The organism is Natronomonas salina (assembly GCF_013391105.1).
GTDB lineage: Archaea > Halobacteriota > Halobacteria > Halobacteriales > Haloarculaceae > Natronomonas > Natronomonas salina.
Window position 1 is genome coordinate 3,694,917 of sequence record NZ_CP058335.1, and the last position, 16,477, is coordinate 3,711,393.

The 16,477-nt window shown below is 68.4% G+C and carries 20 protein-coding genes and 1 tRNA gene; 12 read left to right on the forward strand and 9 right to left on the reverse strand.

What is annotated here, in order from left to right; translation table 11 throughout:
- Nucleotides 1-67 precede the first annotated feature (67 nt).
- The gene (locus HWV07_RS19335) at nucleotides 68-1,228 is read left to right on the forward strand and encodes a PrnB family protein (RefSeq protein WP_178335896.1); all 1,161 of its coding nucleotides are present in this window, start codon (nucleotides 68-70) and stop codon (nucleotides 1,226-1,228) included.
- A 4-nt stretch (nucleotides 1,229-1,232) separates the two neighbouring features.
- Here HWV07_RS19335 and HWV07_RS19340 read toward each other — a convergent pair whose 3' ends face one another.
- The gene (locus HWV07_RS19340) at nucleotides 1,233-1,973 is read right to left on the reverse strand and encodes a proteasome assembly chaperone family protein (protein ID WP_178335897.1); all 741 of its coding nucleotides are present in this window, start codon (nucleotides 1,971-1,973) and stop codon (nucleotides 1,233-1,235) included.
- 72 nt (nucleotides 1,974-2,045) lie between these two features.
- Here HWV07_RS19340 and HWV07_RS19345 point away from each other — a divergent pair, with 72 nt between their 5' ends.
- Nucleotides 2,046-3,140, forward strand: coding sequence for a mechanosensitive ion channel family protein (locus HWV07_RS19345; protein ID WP_178335898.1), 1,095 nt, complete (start codon nucleotides 2,046-2,048; stop codon nucleotides 3,138-3,140).
- A 4-nt stretch (nucleotides 3,141-3,144) separates the two neighbouring features.
- Here HWV07_RS19345 and HWV07_RS19350 read toward each other — a convergent pair whose 3' ends face one another.
- Nucleotides 3,145-3,546, reverse strand: a complete 402-nt coding sequence (locus tag HWV07_RS19350; protein WP_178335899.1) for a universal stress protein — start codon at nucleotides 3,544-3,546, stop codon at nucleotides 3,145-3,147.
- 45 nt (nucleotides 3,547-3,591) lie between these two features.
- Nucleotides 3,592-4,953, reverse strand: a complete 1,362-nt coding sequence (locus HWV07_RS19355) for a bifunctional metallophosphatase/5'-nucleotidase (RefSeq protein ID WP_178335900.1) — start codon at nucleotides 4,951-4,953, stop codon at nucleotides 3,592-3,594.
- Between the two features lie 77 nt (nucleotides 4,954-5,030).
- Here HWV07_RS19355 and HWV07_RS19360 point away from each other — a divergent pair, with 77 nt between their 5' ends.
- Together HWV07_RS19360 and HWV07_RS19365 are read left to right on the forward strand one after the other, a co-directional pair.
- Complete coding sequence (locus HWV07_RS19360) at nucleotides 5,031-5,267, forward strand: DUF5816 domain-containing protein (protein WP_178335901.1); 237 nt, start codon at nucleotides 5,031-5,033, stop codon at nucleotides 5,265-5,267.
- A 125-nt stretch (nucleotides 5,268-5,392) separates the two neighbouring features.
- On the forward strand, nucleotides 5,393-5,707 hold the full coding sequence (locus tag HWV07_RS19365) for a DUF7116 family protein (protein ID WP_178335902.1): 315 nt from the start codon (nucleotides 5,393-5,395) through the stop codon (nucleotides 5,705-5,707).
- Here HWV07_RS19365 and HWV07_RS19370 read toward each other — a convergent pair.
- On the reverse strand, nucleotides 5,693-6,877 hold the full coding sequence (locus HWV07_RS19370) for a pyridoxal-phosphate-dependent aminotransferase family protein (protein WP_178335903.1): 1,185 nt from the start codon (nucleotides 6,875-6,877) through the stop codon (nucleotides 5,693-5,695). The genes HWV07_RS19365 and HWV07_RS19370 overlap by 15 nt on opposite strands.
- A 121-nt stretch (nucleotides 6,878-6,998) precedes the next feature.
- On the opposite strand from HWV07_RS19370, the gene HWV07_RS19375 reads away from it, so the two are divergent.
- Nucleotides 6,999-7,196, forward strand: a complete 198-nt coding sequence (locus HWV07_RS19375) for a dodecin (protein WP_178335904.1) — start codon at nucleotides 6,999-7,001, stop codon at nucleotides 7,194-7,196.
- 157 nt (nucleotides 7,197-7,353) lie between these two features.
- Here HWV07_RS19375 and HWV07_RS19380 read toward each other — a convergent pair whose 3' ends face one another.
- Nucleotides 7,354-7,728: a HesB/IscA family protein gene (locus tag HWV07_RS19380; RefSeq protein WP_178335905.1), complete on the reverse strand. Its 375-nt coding sequence runs from the start codon at nucleotides 7,726-7,728 to the stop codon at nucleotides 7,354-7,356.
- A 180-nt stretch (nucleotides 7,729-7,908) separates the two neighbouring features.
- Between HWV07_RS19380 and HWV07_RS19385 the strand changes: the two genes are divergently transcribed.
- Nucleotides 7,909-8,145 (forward strand): DUF7553 family protein, encoded by a 237-nt coding sequence (locus HWV07_RS19385; RefSeq protein ID WP_178335906.1) that lies wholly within the window; start codon nucleotides 7,909-7,911, stop codon nucleotides 8,143-8,145.
- A gap of 50 nt (nucleotides 8,146-8,195) precedes the next feature.
- Nucleotides 8,196-8,269 (forward strand) — tRNA-Val (locus HWV07_RS19390).
- A 96-nt stretch (nucleotides 8,270-8,365) separates the two neighbouring features.
- Here HWV07_RS19390 and HWV07_RS19395 read toward each other — a convergent pair.
- The 3 genes from HWV07_RS19395 to HWV07_RS19405 form a co-directional block, all read right to left on the reverse strand.
- Nucleotides 8,366-8,536, reverse strand: coding sequence for a hypothetical protein (locus tag HWV07_RS19395; protein ID WP_178335907.1), 171 nt, complete (start codon nucleotides 8,534-8,536; stop codon nucleotides 8,366-8,368).
- A gap of 77 nt (nucleotides 8,537-8,613) precedes the next feature.
- A complete protein-coding gene (locus HWV07_RS19400) occupies nucleotides 8,614-9,186 on the reverse strand; it encodes a hypothetical protein (RefSeq protein WP_178335908.1) in 573 nt (190 codons plus the stop codon).
- 259 nt (nucleotides 9,187-9,445) lie between these two features.
- Complete coding sequence (locus HWV07_RS19405) at nucleotides 9,446-10,765, reverse strand: TIGR00341 family protein (protein WP_178335909.1); 1,320 nt, start codon at nucleotides 10,763-10,765, stop codon at nucleotides 9,446-9,448.
- A gap of 144 nt (nucleotides 10,766-10,909) precedes the next feature.
- Here HWV07_RS19405 and HWV07_RS19410 point away from each other — a divergent pair, with 144 nt between their 5' ends.
- Entirely contained in the window at nucleotides 10,910-11,206 is a 297-nt protein-coding gene (locus HWV07_RS19410; protein ID WP_178335910.1) for a hypothetical protein, read from the forward strand.
- A 128-nt stretch (nucleotides 11,207-11,334) separates the two neighbouring features.
- Nucleotides 11,335-12,432: an AI-2E family transporter gene (locus tag HWV07_RS19415; protein ID WP_178335911.1), complete on the forward strand. Its 1,098-nt coding sequence runs from the start codon at nucleotides 11,335-11,337 to the stop codon at nucleotides 12,430-12,432.
- 12 nt (nucleotides 12,433-12,444) lie between these two features.
- On the opposite strand, the gene HWV07_RS19420 is transcribed toward HWV07_RS19415, so the two are convergent.
- Entirely contained in the window at nucleotides 12,445-12,759 is a 315-nt protein-coding gene (locus tag HWV07_RS19420; protein ID WP_178335912.1) for a hypothetical protein, read from the reverse strand.
- A 158-nt stretch (nucleotides 12,760-12,917) separates the two neighbouring features.
- Here HWV07_RS19420 and HWV07_RS19425 point away from each other — a divergent pair, with 158 nt between their 5' ends.
- The 3 genes from HWV07_RS19425 (at nucleotide 12,918) to HWV07_RS19435 (ending at nucleotide 16,462) form a co-directional block, all read left to right on the forward strand.
- Complete coding sequence (locus HWV07_RS19425; RefSeq protein WP_178335913.1) at nucleotides 12,918-13,751, forward strand: SDR family oxidoreductase; 834 nt, start codon at nucleotides 12,918-12,920, stop codon at nucleotides 13,749-13,751.
- 597 nt (nucleotides 13,752-14,348) lie between these two features.
- The gene (glnA, locus tag HWV07_RS19430; protein WP_178335914.1) at nucleotides 14,349-15,704 is read left to right on the forward strand and encodes a type I glutamate--ammonia ligase; all 1,356 of its coding nucleotides are present in this window, start codon (nucleotides 14,349-14,351) and stop codon (nucleotides 15,702-15,704) included.
- Nucleotides 15,705-15,838: 134 nt separating this feature from the next.
- A complete protein-coding gene (locus HWV07_RS19435; RefSeq protein ID WP_178335915.1) occupies nucleotides 15,839-16,462 on the forward strand; it encodes a DUF7504 family protein in 624 nt (207 codons plus the stop codon).
- Nucleotides 16,463-16,477 lie beyond the last annotated feature (15 nt).

Here is a 16,477-nt window from a genome sequence, read left to right on the forward strand (position 1 = left end):
CCCCGGAGACCAGATAACTGGACAATATGTTTATATTTCTACAGTATCTACTCGGAATCAGAGAACCATGTCGGCCAACGGCTGGGCGACACTGCCGCCGGGCGTCGACGCCGAGCGCGGGTTCCTCGCGCGGCCCGACCCCCTCGTCGCGTTCGACCCCGGGCGCCACGACGGACTGGTCGGCGAGTACCTCTCCCGGCTCGACGAACTCGGTGGCACGTTGCCGGAACGGCTCGAGGCCGGCGACCTCCGCCCGGCGGTACGGAACCTCGAGCCGCCGCCGGCTGGAGCCCTCGCGGACCTGACCGAGGGAGAGCTCGTCCGCGTCCGGCAGCTCTCCTCGTTCCTCGCGAGCGCGTACGTCAACGAGGTCGGCGCCGATCCGGTCGACCGGCTCCCGGCCGGCGCGGCCGTGCCGCTGTACCGCTCCTCGTCCCGCCTGGACCGCCGACCCGTCGTCGCCTACGACGTCCTCTGTCTGCACAACTTCAGACGGGACGATCAGGGAGGAGGCTTCGACGTCGAGACCGTCGACACCGTCCAGCAGTTCACCAGCCTGGACGACGAGCGGTGGTTCGTGGCGGTCCACGTCGCCATCGAGGCCGCGGCTGCGCCGGCGCTGACCGCCTGCCCCCGGGCCCAGCGGGCGGTCGCACGAGACGACCCCTCGTCGCTCGAGGACGCCCTGGAGACGGTGGCCGACTCCCTCGAGGACCAGACCGACATCATGCGACGGATGACCGAGGGTAACGACCCGGCGGTCTTCGCCTCGGAGTTCCGCCCGTACTTCGACGGCTTCGCGGACGTCGTCTTCGAGGGCGTCGACGAACTGGCCGGCGAACCGCAGTCGCTCCGCGGGGCCTCCGGCGCCCAGAGCGCCGTCCTCCCGGCCCTGGACGCGACGCTCGGCGTCGAACACGAGGCGACGGCGCTGCTGGACGTGCTGGGGGACATGCGGTCGTACATGCCGCCGTCTCACCGCGCGGCCGTCGAGGCGTTCGAGGCGGGGCCGGACGTCCGGCGCTACGTCGCCGGGCGGGACGACCGGTCGCTGGTCGCGGCGTTCAACCGTTGCGTCGACCGGCTCGGCACGTTCCGGCGGGTCCACTTCGAGCAGGTCGTCCAGTACGTCCGGGAGGTCGCGGAGACGACGGCGGGGACCGGCGGCACCGACTTCGTGCCGTTCCTCGAGCGGATGCGCGCCGAGACCGAGGCCCGGAAGCTCTGAGCGGCTACATGTACATCCGGTCGTCGTGGGCGGAGGCCTCCTGCTGGGCCTCGAGTCGGGCGGCGAGCTCCTCGTACTGCCGCTCGACGGTGGCGGCGAACTCCTTCAGGGGGTCGGTGTCGAGGTCGAGTTCGTAGACGGCGTCGAAGGCCTCGAGTAGCCGGAGCGAGGCCTCCACGTCCGGCGCCTGGGGGTGGACCGGGGTGGTGAGGATGCAGGTCCCCAGCGGGGAGTCCATGGCCCGCTGGAGGAGCTCGCCGTTGACGCCCTCGAGGAAGCCGCCGCCCATCGCGGGGACGCCGTGGTCGCCCTGCAGGCGGGCCTCCTGGAAGTCCTCGCTGGCGACGTAGAACGCGCGGTGGTCCTCCGGACCGTGGGCCATCGGGACGCCCGAGAGGACGACCACCTCCTCGACGCCCGCCTCGTCGGTCCACTCGAAGATCGACTCGCCGAAGGCGCCGGCGACGTCCGGCGGGACGAACAGTTCCCCGACCAGGACGGTGAGCTCCAGGTCGGGCTTCGAGAACAGCCGGGTGTGGTGCCGCGGCGTCCCGTTCTCGAAGGGGGTGACGGCGGGCAACTGGTCGACGGTGACGTGGCCGACCTCCTCCAGGCCGAGCTGTTCGGTGATGTAGTTGGCGGCGGTGAGTCCGGCCAGTCCGAACTGCGTGAAGCCGGCGACGAGCGTGTCGGTTGGGTTCTCGAGCGTGACGTCGAACTCCGGGCTCCGTCTGGGGCCGAACATACCGGAACGAGGGGTCGGACGCTCTTAGGCGTCGGGGGGAACGCTTTTTCCACCGCCGGTCGTCGGCGGGGTATGGACGCGCAGGCGGTGGTGTTGCAGGCGGGGACGGGGACGCCCACGGTGAACGCGACGGAAGCGCCGGTCGACGACCTCGACGTCCCCGGCTGGCTCCCCGGCATCGTCCCCGAGGGGCTCTACCAGGTGGTGGCCGCAATCCTGCTCGTGGCCGTCGCCTACTACGTCTCGAAGCTCGCCCGCCAGATGCTGGGTCGCCGCATCGCCAGGCGGTTCCAGCGGCCGTCGGTGAGCCGGACCATCCTCCGGAGCATCCAGGTGGCGATCATGGCCGTCGCGGTGCTGACCGCGCTCACCTGGGTCGGCGTCGACTTCAGCAACGTCGCCCTCTCGGTCGGTGTCTTCTCGGCCGTCGTGGGTATCGTCCTCGCGCCGATCATCGGGAACGTCCTCAGCGGCGTGTTCGTGCTGTCCGAACAGCCCTACGAGATCGGCGACATGATCGAACTCGAGGACACGCAGACCGCCGGATTCGTCGAGGATATCACGCTACTGTACACGAAGATTTTCACGCTGGACAACACGTTCCTCGTGATGCCGAACGGGGCGATGCGCGAGCGCGACGTCGTCAACTACTCGGCGGAGGACACGCGCATCCGGATGACCCTGGACGTCGGCGTCACCTACGAGAGCGACATCCCGGTGGCCCGCGAACAGCTCGAGGCCGCCGCCCGGGAGGTCGAGGGCGTCATCCAGGGCGGCCCGGACATCCGCATCGGGAGCGCGCGGTACCCGGCCTCGCCGGTCTGCTACATCCGGGAGTTCGGCGAGAGCGAGGTGCTGTTGCGGCTCCGCTACTGGGCGAGCGAACCCTACAAGCAGACGGCGGTCCGCTCGCGGGTGCTGACCAACGCCTGGCGGCGCTTCGACGAGAAGGGCATCGAGATCCCGTATCCGCACTCCCACATGGTGTTCGACGACACCAGCGGCGAACTGCAGGTCGCGATGCGGGAGGCCGACGAGGGGGTCGCGACCCAGAAGAGCGGGGCGACGCGGCGGGCCGCCGAGCGCCGCGCGGAGGCCGAGGCGGAGATGGAGGGCGACGGGGACGGCGGTCCGGCACCCGAGAGACCGGACGACGGCGACGAGTGAGCCGCTACGCGCTCGCGGTGATGACCTCGCAGTCGAGTTCGCTGCGGAGGTACTGCTCGACGTCGGGGTCGTCGACGAGGCGGCGGACCATCGACCGCCAGCGGCTCGCCTGCTTCTGGCCGATGACGACGAAGTCGGCGCCCTCCTCGGCGACCTCGTCGAGGATGGTCTCCTCGACCAGGAAGCCCGACCGGACGACGTAGCGGGCGTTGTCGACCCGTCCGAAGGCCCGCTCGACGGCCTGCTTGAGTTCGGTCCGCGTGACTGCCCCCTCGTTCTGGTAGAGGTTGACGTGGAGGACGGTGAGCTCGGCGTCGTGTTCGTCGGCGACGTCGATGGCCCTCCTGACCGTCGCTCGAGAGTGCTCGGAGAGCGGATAGCGTACGGGTACCACGACCAGCGTCATTGGGTGAAGGGAGCGGAGCCGCGGGCCTCAAGGTTCCGGTTGCCGCTAGAGGCCGGCGCGGACGATGCGGCCGTCGAGCTCCGGGTCGACGCCGACGGTCCTGGCGTACTCGGCGAGCACCTCGTACTGGGTGTCGAGGGTCCGGTGGCGCGTCGCGTCGGTCAGCGTCGGGAACTCCTCGTCGGTGTGCAGGAGGAACTCCGTGGTCGCCAGCAGGTAACGGCCGTCGGGGTCGATCGGCCGGCCGTCGACGGTCGCCTCGACGAGCTCGTCGTCGGCGTAGTCGTAGGCGAGCTGCGCCCCCGAGACGTGGGCGTGCCACCAGTCGGACTCGCCGAACCCGGTGGTGTCGGCGGCCTCCCGGAAGGCCTCGAGCAGCTCGGTGCCGGAGAGCTCCAGGACGACGACGGGCTCTTCGAAGGGGACGAGGCTCACGAGGTCGGAGACGGTGACGTCGCCGTCGATGGCCGGGCCGGTCCGGATGCCGCCGCTGTTCTGGAGGCCGACGACGGGGACGTCGGCGTCGATGGACTCGACGGCCGCCCAGCGGTAGGCGTCGGCGACGAAGTTGCCGACCCGGCTCTCGCCGCGGAACGCCTCGCGCTCGGTCCGGCGGATGGGCTCCTCGACGCGCCCGACGACGGTCTGCAGCCCCGCTTCGTCGAGGCGCTCGCGGTAGCGGGCGGCGAGGGCCTCGTCGAGCGGCGCGGTCGCGACCGGGTGGCGCTCGACGGTCCCCGTCCCGAGGTCGACCTCGAGGACGCAGTCGCCGCCGCTGCCCGTCCGGGTGCACAGCGTGCCGTCGACGCGGTCGGCGCGCTCGGCGTGGACGTGGCCGCCGAGGACGACGTCGACGTCGGTCTCTCGGGCCAGGTCGTCGTCGCCGCGGCCGAGGTGCGAGAGCACGACGACGTGGTCGACGCCCCGGTCCCGGAGATCGGCGGTCGCCTCGGCGACGGCCTCGACGGGGTCGGCGAACTCGAGGGCCTTCGCCTCGGGGTTCGCCGAGGGGGTGGTCGGGTCCGTCACGCCCACGAAGCCGACGGACGTCCCGTCGGCGCGACGAACCGTCGCCGCGTCGACGCCAGCGAAGCGTTCGCCGTCGGCGTAGATGTTCGCGGAGAGCCACTGCTGGGGGGACCGCTCGACGAGTTCCCGGGTGCGGGCGGCGCCGAAGTCGAAGTCGTGGTTGCCGAACGTTGAGACGGTGGGGGAGACGGCCTCGAAGAAGTCCAGGGCCTGCCCGCCGCGGGTGACCAGCGGCAGGACCCCGGGGGCGACGTTGTCGCCGGTGCCGCAGACGAGCGCGTCGTCGTCCCGCAGGGAGGAGATGAGCCCGGCGATCCGCCCGATTCGCTGGGGGTCGTCGTGGGCGTTCTCGATGTCGGAGTAGTGGAGGAGCCGCACGGGGGGTCGTACGACGGGCGGCCGCAAAACCGTGTCGAGACCGTGACCGTTTTGCAGCCGCGGGGTCGACGTGGCGTATGGAGGAGCGAACCGGTCCGGACGGCGAGACGCTGTACCTCTCCCAGGAGGTCGAGCGGGGGAACAAGGGGCCGTTCCGCGTCGTCTACGCCGACCCGGACTCCGAGCGCCGCTGGGGCTTCTTCTGTACGAACTGCGAGTCCTTCGACAACGCGGTCGACTCGATGGGTCGCATCCAGTGCAACAGCTGTTCGAACTTCCACAAGGCCGAGGAGTGGGACGCCGCCCACGAGTAAGACACGTTACATCTCTCGGCAGTACCGCTGGACGTCGGCCGTCCGTCGGACACCAGTTCGGACACAGGTCACCGTGCGGGTACGTACCAATCTTTATCTCTCGTCGCGCGAAACCCCACTAGTGAATGGGAGCTGTTAGCACATCTCTCGACGAGGAGGCTCGATCCATCTTCACCGACCTCGGCTACGAGGTGACCGAGGAGGGCGAGGAACTCCGCGCCGAGCGCAAGTGGCGAACCGTCCACGTTACGACCGCAGACCCCGAGGAGGCGTCCGCCCACGGGGGGCTCCGGTGCTTCGTCGCCCGCGAGGACCGCGCCGGCGACGTGCAGGATAGACTTCTCTCGCTGGAACCGGAGTACGACTGGGCCGTAATCAGCGTCGACGGCGACGACTACCGCGTCCTCCACCCGAGCGCCGACGTGTTACCGGCGCCGTAGCGTCTCGACGGCCGCCGCGACGCCCGCGCCGGCCTCGACGTTAACGTCGGCGTCCGCCAGCGTCTCGCCGAGCGCCCCGAGGGTCTCCAGGATGGGGCCGCGGCGGGCGCCGTGACCCATGCAGCCGACGCGGATGGCCTCCTCGGCGAAGGCGCCCAGGCCGGTTGCGATCTCGACGTCGTGTTCGTCCCGCATCGTCTCGACGACCGAGCCGGGGGTCAGTCCGGTTGGTAGGCGCGCGGTGATGAGGCTCGGCAGTCGGGCGTCCTCGTCGACGACCGGTTCGAGGCCGAGCGCCCACAGCCCCTCCTGCAGCGCCGCCGAGACGCGGCGGTGCCGCTCCCAGCGGGCCTCCAGGCCCTCCTCGTCGACCAGCCGGAGCGCCTCGCGGAGCGCGTAGACGTTGTTGATCGGGGCGGTGTGGTGGTAGGCCCGCTCCTCGCCCCAGTACTCGTCGAGCAGCGAGAGGTCGAGGTACCACGAGCGGACGGGTTCCTCGCGGCCGCGGATCTTCTCCATCGCGTCGGCGTTGACCGACAGCGGGCTGGCGCCCGGGGGACACGAGAGGCACTTCTGGGCGGCCGAGTAGGCGACGTCGACGCCCCACTCGTCCATCCGGAACTCGACGCCGCCGAGGGAGGTGACGCAGTCGGCGACGACGAGCGCGCCGTGGTCGTGGGCGGCCTCGGTGACGGCGCGCATCTCCGGCTGGAGGACGCCGGTCGACGTCTCGGCGTGGACGACGCCGACGACGTCGGGGTCGTGTTGCTCGCAGGCGTCGCGGAGCTCCTCGGGGTCGAGCGGCTCGCCCCACGGGACGGTCAGTCGCTCGACGTCGCCGCCGGCGCGCCGGACCATCTCCGCCATCCGGTCGCCGAAGTAGCCGTTGCCGGGGACGAGTGCGGTGTCGCCGGGTTCGACGAGGTTGCCGACGGCGGCCTCCATGGCGGCCGACCCGGTGCCGCTGACCGGTATCGTCCACTGGTTGTCGGTGCCGAAGGCCTCGCGGAGGAGCGCCTGGGTGTCGTCCATGACCGCCAGGAAGGCGGGGTCGAGGTGTCCGACGGGCGGGGTTCCGAACGCGCGGAGGACGCGGGGGTGCGTCTCGCTCGGGCCAGGGCCCATGAGCAGGCGGTCCGGTGGCTGCAACTCGCCGACGTCGGAGTCCATGGGGCAACCGTGGACGGGCCGGCACAAAAGGCGTGCGAAACTCGAGACGCATCGTGAAAAGGTTCCAGTCCCGACACGTCAGGGTACCTTTACTAGGCAGGGGCGCGAACCCCTAGCCGCGATGGTCTACAAGAAGATCACGCTCATCGGTACGAGCGACGAGAGCTTCGACGCGGCTGTCGACGACGCCCTCGACCGGGCAGAGAACACGCTCGACAACATCTACTGGGCGGAGGTCGAGGAGATGGGCGTCGAGATCGCGTCGGCCGAGGGTCGCGAGTACCAGGCCGAGGTCGAAGTCGCGTTCGAACTCGAGTAACCATCGCGGCCTCGCGCTGCGCGAGGGGAAGGAGCAACCCGGTGTGCCATCACGGCACGACGGGATTCTTGGATACGGCCTTCCGGAGTGACGACACTATCGAACGGTCGGAAGAAGTGGACTCGAACGGTCCGAAACAGCTCAGGCGCGTCCCCGATCAGGTCCGGAACGACTCGCCGCAGCCGCACTCGCTCTCGACGTTGGGGTTCTCGACGTGGAAGCCGGCGCCCTGCAGGCCGCCCTCGAAGTCCAGGACGGAGCCCTCGACGTACTTCTGGCTCGCGGGGTCGACGAACACCCGGAGCCCGTGGTGTTCCGTAATCGCGTCGTCCTCTTCCGGTTCGAGGTCGAAGCGGAGGCCGTAGGAGAGGCCCGCGCAGCCGCCCTGCTGGACGAACAGCCGCAGTCCGGCCTCGTCCGGGTCGTACCCCTCGCCGTCGATGAGGTCGAGGGCCTGTTCGGCGGCCTCCTCGGTCACGACGACCGGCTCCCCCGTCTCGCCCGCCTCGCCCGAGTCCACGGTCTGGCTCATGCCCCATGGTATCCCTTCGACGTGCATAACACTGACGGGCCGGCTCACCGCTCGAAGGGTTCCGGCAGGCCCGCCCGATTCTACGAACACATCTGACTTCCGATAGTCCTATGCGAGGGCTCGTGACTATCACGGGTCGCGAAACCGCTATAGCCTCGTCGAACCTATAATAGGCGTAACATGAACAAGCACTTCGAAGACACCAGATACTACCTCGTGCGCGCGGCCCAGACGACGAAGGCCGGCCTCGACGAGGAACTCGAGCCCCTCCGGTCGCGAGTGGCCTCCCTCCGGGGTCGGGACGAGCCCGACGCCGAGCCGAGCCGCCTGGACCGGGTTCGCCGAGAACTCGGCGAACTGGGGACGACGCTCCGCAGCAAGCTTGAGCGCGTCCGCCCGCCGCGCGCGACCCGGTGAGTCGTCGGTTGAAAAGGGTTAAGTCCGGTGACCCGGTAATTCCGCCCGCCGGGTCGGTGGTCTAGTTGGTTATGACACCTCCTTCACACGGAGGAAGTCGGCGGTTCGAATCCGCCCCGACCCATCCGCTCGCTTCGTTCTCGTGAAGGAGATAATCCCACCAAGCACCGTACGGTCCGTCTCTTCCCGGGCCTCCCGTAGGGCAGCGGGCGTCCCGATATCAGTTGGCGATGAACCGGGCGATCCAGACGATCGGGATCACCGGGATGGCCAGTCCGGTCACCAGGAGCACGATGGCGATCACGATCTTCTCGGTTCGACCCGACTCGTGCCAGATCGAGTGCCACATGTCGTCGATCGCCTGTGCCGTCCGCTGGACGAGTCCTGCCATACGTGCCACTAAGGTATAGAGACGGAAAACCCCGGGGCTTGCACAGGAACCGTCCGCGATAGTTCCGCCGGCGACGCCTAGTAGTACATCGGGTCGGCGTCGGGTTCGAGGTCCGTATCGGGCGTCTCGACGACGCCGTCGGGTTCGTCGGCCGGGGGTTCGTAGCGCTGCTCGGCGTCCTCACCGTCGTAGGAGTCGAAGAACGCGGTCGAGGCGACGAGCCTGAAGCTGTTCTCGCCGGTCCGCTCGACGGGGTAGGTCTCGTACTCGGCGTCCACGTCGGGGTGGACCCACCGGTTGAGCTCCTCGGCCGGGAAGCCCTCGACCCAGGTGTCGGTCTCCCGGTCGTCGATTGTGAAGGAGATCGGGTCGTCGGCCACCTCCTCGACGCCCCACATCATGCAGGCGACCTTCGCGCCGCCGCTCCCGATCGCCGGACCGAGCGGGACGACGACCACGTAGTCGTCGCCGCCTGGGGTCCGCTCCCGGAGGACGGGTTCGTTGATCGGGAGGTGGAGGCCCAGTCGGTTGAGGGCCTTCATCGTCAGCAGTCCGGCCTGCCGGTTCTCGTCGAACTCGTCGAGCGAGATGGCGGCGGTGCCGTCGGTCGTCTGGTCGGTTTCGTCCGCGGGGTCGGGTGTGGTGCTCATGGTTCGCCTCGGTGTGTTGGACTCCAGCGGGTGACCGGAAGGGTCACGCGCTGGAGCGGTGCGTCGAGAGCTGCGGCCGAGTAGACACGGTAACGTGCCTCACCCGGTCGCCCTGCTATACAGTCGGTCCGGGAAGCGGTTAAAAACGTGGCCCGGCACAGCGAGTGACCCGGGCTGCGGTCGACGCGCCGGACCGGATTGCGGCTGGAGTGACGGACCGGACTGCGGCTCGTCGACGAGGCTGGGTTTCCTTCGCGACCTACTCGCCCCTGGGAGTGTAGTCGACGACCACGTCCGGCGTCCGGGCCTCGACGAGGGGACCCGTCGGCAGGTGCAGCGCCGACTCCGCCCGGACGCTGTCCAGGGCCTCCAGCGCGTCGACGACCGGCGGCGGGTCGGTCCCGATCGGGTAGGCGACCGTGACGACGATCCGTTCGGGCTGACGGGGCGGGATCGGGTCCGAGTACTCCACCTCCACGTCGACGAGCGTGAGGTCGGCGTACTGGGGGGACTCGACGACCTCGGTGATGTCGTCGTGGACGTCCTCCTCGTAGGCGCCCGTTCGGTAGGTGTCGTAGGTGACGCCGCCGAGGAACGCCGAGAGGGCGACCACCGCCACGACGAGAGTGACGACCCGACGCGTCGTGGCCAGGCGGGCTTCGTTCTCCTCGGACCAGCTCTCCGGGCGGTAGCCCTTGTACCAGAGGACGACGAGGCTTGCGATGTTGATCGTGAGGATGTTGACGAGTACGAGGAGCCCAGCGGCGAGGGCGATTCCCGGCTCCCCCCACGCGACCCCGATGCCGGCGACCCCGAGCGGCGGGACGAGCGCGGCGGCGATCATGACGCCGACGAGCGCGGCTGACGTGCCTGCTGTGAGCGTCCAGGCCCCCGCGACGCCGGCCCCGAGGGCGATGACCAGCGAGAGCAGGTCCGGGGTGAGTCGCCCCCGGATCTCCGAGATGGCGTAGAGGTCGAGCATCGGCGAGACGAGGCCCGTCCGCCTGACGGCGAAGGCGAACAGCGCAGCGGTGAGGACCCCGGCACCGAGGCCGATGGCCTGGAGCTTGATTCCCCGGCGGAACAGCGCGCGGTCGTCGATGACTGTCCCGACGCTCGCGCCGAGGGCGGGGCCGATGAGCGGCGCGATGACCATCGAGCCGACGACGACCGCCGGTGAGTCGAGCAGCAGGCCGGCGGTGGCGACGACCACGCTCATGACCGTCATCACGAGGTACGTGCTGAAGCTCGGGGTGAGGTCCTTCGCCTGCGCCTGCAGCTCCTCGCGAGAGATACGTGGCGTGTTCTGGCCGTACTGCTGTTCGAGTTCGTCGAACTGCTTGGAGATAACGGTCTCGGCCTCGACGATGACCGTGTAGGAGTCCTCGTCGATGCCCGTATCCCGAATCTCGTCGAGCACCGACTCGACCGCGTCCATCGGGAGGGGGAAGGTGATGACGACCGAGGGTTCGTCGCGGCTCTCCTCCTGGATGAGCGTGTAGTCGATTCCTTCGTCCTCGAGGGCGCCCTCGACCGCGTCGCGCTTGGATTTCGGGATAAGGATCTCGACGAGTCGCACGGCGAATAATCGGTCCAGCGCGTGATAACGGTCCGCAATGACGGAACCAGACGGTAGCAACGTGGTAGTTAGGCCCCTGGCGAGACGGGTGCAGCGACCGCCCACAACCCGCCACTTTTCACCCGCTGGCGGCATCCCGTACGTATGCCCGACGACCCGTCGAACACCCTGGAGGAGTGGAAGGAGGAGCTACAGGCGGAACACGAGGACGCGATCGAGAACCCGGACCCGGAGGCCGACCACCGCATCGAGGGCGTCGCCCAGGTCAACTACCGCGTGTACTTCCAGTACAGCGAGGCGACCGGCGACCTCGAGCGCGACCGGACCGAGCAGGTCGACGACCTGACCGACCCGGAGCTCCTGTCGTGCGCCTGCGGCGTCCGCGGCATGTCCCGCGAGGAGGCTCGGCGGCACGTCGAAGCCGCCCGCTCGGACCCGTAGCTCGTCCCATCGGACCGTTCGCCCGACGGGACGACCGTTACTCTCCGGCAGGTTCCCGACCGTTCGGGACCAACTCATCAGCTGTTCCGACCACGAAATTTATGCGAGGTGGCCGGAAGGGCCCCTGTATGAACGAGAAGCGGTTGCTCGTCGCGGTCTTCGGGGTGGCGGTGGCGGCGGTCATCTCCTACGTGGCCTACCGGTTCATCGCAGCGCTCACGGTCTCGGTCTTCCTCTACTACTCGACGCGTCGCTTCTTCAAGTACCTCGGGAAGCTCCGGCTGCCGCGGCGGGTCCGGGCGGTGACGGTCATCTCGTTCCTGGCGGTACCGCTCGTCCTGCTACTCAGCTACACCGTCGTCCTGGTCGTAGTGGAGGTCAGGGAATTCGTCACCGAGTACCCGGTCGTCGACATCGCCGCCGAGAACGTCCCCTGGTTCGAGGGCATGGGCGGCCTCCCCGAACTCACGGCCGCCGGGCTCTTCGACGCCTACCAGTCCGGGCAACTCGACCCCTTCATCGACTTCGCGACCCAGAACGCGACGTTCCTCACCGAGACGCTCTCCAGTTTCCTGCTGAACCTCCTCATCGTGATGGTGGTCACCTACTACCTGCTCATCGACGGCGACCGGATCCGCGGGTGGCTGCTCCGGTTCGACGACGACGCCATCGTCCGGGAGTACCTCGAGGCGGTCGACCGGGAGCTGGAGGCGGTGCTGTTCGGCAACCTCCTGAACGTCATCGCGGTCTCGATCATCGCCATCGTCGCCTACACCGGGTACAACGCGATGGTCCCGGTCGGCGCTCGGGTCCCGTACCCCGCCCTCGCCGGCGCCCTCACCGGCATCGCGAGCCTCATCCCGGTCGTCGGGATGAAGATCGTCTACGTCCCGCTCGGCGGCATCGCCGCGCTCCCGGGCTTCCTGGAGTCGAACCCCCAGCTGGCGGTGTACGTCGTCGGGTTCGTCCTCGTCGCGGTCGTCGTCGTGGACACCATCCCGGACCTCATCCTCCGGCCGTACTTCAGCGGCGAGACGACCCACGTCGGCCTGCTGATGCTCGCGTACATCTTCGGGCCGGTGGTCTTCGGCTTCCACGGGCTCTTCCTGGCACCGATCCTCCTGGTGGTCGGGCTCACCTTCGCCGACACGGCGCTGCCGCGGCTGCTCGGCGCCGACCCGGACGAGGGGCTCCCCCGGGACCAGCTCCGGCTCGACGACTTCTGACGGCGACCGGATTCAGCCGTCCATGCTCGTCTCCAGTTCGACCAGCTGGTCGACGAGGTCCTCGACGTCGCCCTTCGTCTCCCCGGCGTCGCGCGAGTCGTCGCCGACGGCGAACCCGACCCAGCCGTCGTCGACGCCCGTGACGAGGTCGCCGGGGACGTGGACGTCGAGTTGCTCCGGCGATTCCCCCTCCGGGAGCCTGGTCTTCGCGTACCCGGACCAGACGGTGTCGCCGTCCACGTCGTCGTCTGCCGCGTAGACGTGGCACTGGTGGCCCTCGTACTCCCAGGATTCGACCGGGTCGTCGTCGCGGTCAGGTGTCTCCATACCCGACCGTACGGGCGGGACCGCGGAGTGATTTTGGGTCGGTCCGGAAGGGACGAAACGGCCGGCCCGGCCGACGGCCGCCCCCGACCCGGGTTAGCCCGGCTTACGTTCCCTAACGAACCTATAACGAAAGACGTGCCGGGCGGAGCTTTTCGTCCATGGATTCTCCGACGGTGCTCATCACCGGCTGTGGGACCGGCATCGGCCACGCGACAGCGAGAGCCTTCGAGGAGGCCGGCTGGGAGGTGTACGCCACCGACCCCGACCCGGAGGCGTTGACAGACCTCGAGGAGGCGGGCTGTACCACGGCCAAACTCGACGTCACGTCGGCGGAGGACGCCGAAGCGGTCGTCGAAGCGATGCTCGACGAGCACGGCCGCATCGACTGCCTGTACAACAACACCGGCTACGGACAGCTCGGCCCCGTCGAGGAGGTGCCGACCGACGAACTGCGCGAGCAACTCGACGTGAACTTCCTCGGCCAGCACCGGCTCGTCAGGGCCGTCCTCCCCCACATGCGCGAGCAGGGGGAGGGGACCATCGTCAACATGGCCAGCATCTACGGCCGGACCGTCTTCCCGGGGCAGGGCGCCTACGCCAGCTCGAAGTGGGCCGTCGAGGCGCTGACCGACACCCTCCGCGTCGAGGTCGACGACTACGGTATCGACGTCGTGACGATCGAACCGGGGCCGGTCGAGACCGAGTTCGGCGAGCGCGCCCTTGAGACGAAGGAGGACCTCGAGACGACGGACGCCTACGACTGGTTCTACCGGATGTACGACGAGAAGCGCTACGACCGCCGGTTCATCGACCGCGGAATCGGCTACGTCCAGCCCGAGCGGGTCGCCGAGGTCGTCGTCGAGGCCGCGGAGAGCGAGGACCCGCAACGGCGGTACGTCGTCGGCCCGTGGAAGGCGCTCGTCTACCTCGGCTACGTCGTTCCGGACTCGGTCCGCGACAGGGTATACGGGCTCCTCAAGCGATTCCTGTAACCGGTCGGACCGCCGTGATTTGACGACATTGTAGAACGAGAGTGCGGTGCCCGACGGTGACAGGAACACCGCATGGGACGGTGACGAGTCGCCCCGGAGGGCCCGCCACGGGCTGGCGGACCCGACGTGGCCTCTCCGCTGATCGTATCGGTGTCTTTCCTGGGGTGGTATCACCTCCGTCGAGCTCCGGGTTCGCCGGGTCGAAGGCCCGGACTACGTCAGTGGTTGTTCACCGGAACGGGAAAATCGTCCCTAATATCGACATTAACGCCCTATTGGACAACATATGAATACGAAATAGGGGTTCTGAAAGGTGACGTGCTTGGAGATATAGGTGAAAAAAGTGCATGAATATTTCGTACTCTCGGTAACGAGTGACGACTTACTGTCTCTCTAGTTTTCGGTTTAGGAGTATCAACGAACCTAAACGAACGACGAACGTCCAGGACGAGGCACGAGAAACCGTCGACCATTGGGTGCGCATCGAACGTCTCTGATGAGAGTGTCCGTTCGTACACTAATCTATTCGAGTTCAGAATAATTGCCCGATTCGTCGGCTACTATATTGTGTGTTTCAATGTCTCTCGCGTAGAAGACATGGCAACCGAAAGCCTCACTCCGGACGAACAGGACGTACTCGACGAGATCGAGGAGAAGAACGTGGACTTCCTGCGGCTGCAGTTCATCGACATCCTCGGGACGATCAAGAACGTCTCCGTGCCGGCCGACCAGGCCGAGAAAGCGTTCACGGAGGGCATCTACTTCGACGGGTCCTCCATCGAGGGCTTCGTCCGCATCCAGGAATCCGACATGCGGCTGAAGCCCGACCCGTCGACGTTCGCGGTCCTGCCGTGGCGGAAGCGCGAGGAGGGCGCCTCCGCGCGGATGATCTGTGACGTCTACAACACCTCCACCGGCGAGCCCTTCGAGGGCGACCCGCGCTACGTCCTCAAGCAGGCGCTGCAGCGCGCCCACGACATGGGGTACCGGGTCAACGCGGGGCCGGAGCCGGAGTTCTTCCTCTTCGAGGAGGACGACGAGGGCCACGCAACCACCGAGTTCTCGGACTTCGGCGGCTACTTCGACCTGGCGCCGAAGGACCTCGCCTCCGACGTCCGCCGCGACATCATCTACGGCCTCGAGGAGATGGACTTCGAGGTGGAGGCGAGCCACCACGAGGTCGCAGAGGCCCAACACGAGATCGACTTCGAGTACGACGACGCGCTCACCACCGCCGACAACGTCGCCACCTTCCGCGCCGTCGTCCGTGCGATCGCGGCCCAGCACGACCTGCACGCGACGTTCATGCCGAAGCCGATCCCGAAGATCAACGGCTCCGGGATGCACACCCACCTGTCGCTGTTCACCGAGGACGGCGAGAACGCCTTCCACGACGGCGCCGACGAGTTCGACCTGAGCGACACCGCCCGCTCGTTCCTGGCGGGCGTCCTCGAGCACGCGCCGGCGATCACCGCCGTCGCCAACCCGACCGTGAACAGCTACAAGCGCCTCGTCCCCGGTTACGAGGCGCCGGTCTACATCGCGTGGTCCGACACCAACCGCTCGGCGCTGGTCCGCAAGCCGGCCGCGCGCGTCCCGGCCGCCAGCCGTATCGAGCTGCGGTCGCCGGACCCGTCGTGTAACCCCTACCTCGCCTTCGCGGCGATGATCCACGCCGGCCTCGACGGCATCGAGAACGACCTGACGTGTCCAGACCCGGTCCGGGAGAACATCTACGAATTCGACGAGCAGAAGCGCGAGGAGTACGGCATCGAGACGTTGCCGTCCAACCTCGGGCAGGCCGTCGAGGCACTCGAAGAAGACGAGGTCGTCTTCGACGCCCTCGGCGAGCACGTCGGCGAGAAGTTCGTCGAGGCCAAGGAGTCCGAGTTCCAGGAGTACCTGGTGGACGTCTCCGACTGGGAACTCGACCGCTACCTCGAGACCTTCTGAACAGCCGGACCGGAACCGACCGCCACCGCCCGGGGCGGTTCTCCCCATATCCTCCCATGGGCGTCGAGCGCCGTTATCAGCCAGCGAAAACGGGGGTGCTGGTTTATACGTTCGGGGTGTCTAGGGGATAGTAGATGAGTAGTTCCCGGGGCTGCCGCGAGGAGGCGTCGATCGCCGTCGAGCCGCCGGCGAACGTCCTCTGCCGTGCGCCGTCGTTCAGCCAGGGCGCCACCGAGATCTGCCCCGGTCTCGCAGGCGGCGACCGGAACCTGCTGCTCGTGTCGCTGTCGGGGAACCCCGAGCGGCGCCTCGAGGCCTGGAAGCGCCAGGGGGACCTGCCCCGGAACGTCGCCGTGCTGTCCGTCGAGCAGTCCCGCGGCGCCGCCGCGGCCGGCGGGTCCACCGGGGTCACCCGCGGCCCCGGCGGCTCGACGATCTCGACGGCGACCGTCTCGGAACCCGGCGACCTCACCGGCATCGGGATCAAGGTCAACCAGTGTCTGTCGGCCTGGGAGGACGACGACGTCGGGACCGACGTCTGCTTCGACAGCGTGACGACGCTGCTGCAGTACGTCGACACCCGCCGGGTGTTCCGGTTCCTGCACGTCCTCACACGACGCGTCCAGAGCGTCGGCGCGCTGGCCCACTACCACGTCGACCCCGGCGCCCACGACGAGCAGACGCTCGCGACGATCGAGGGCGTCTTCTCGGACGTCTTCGAGTACGACGAGGCCACCGAGAGCTGGACGGAGTTCTGAGGTCTGTTCCTCGCG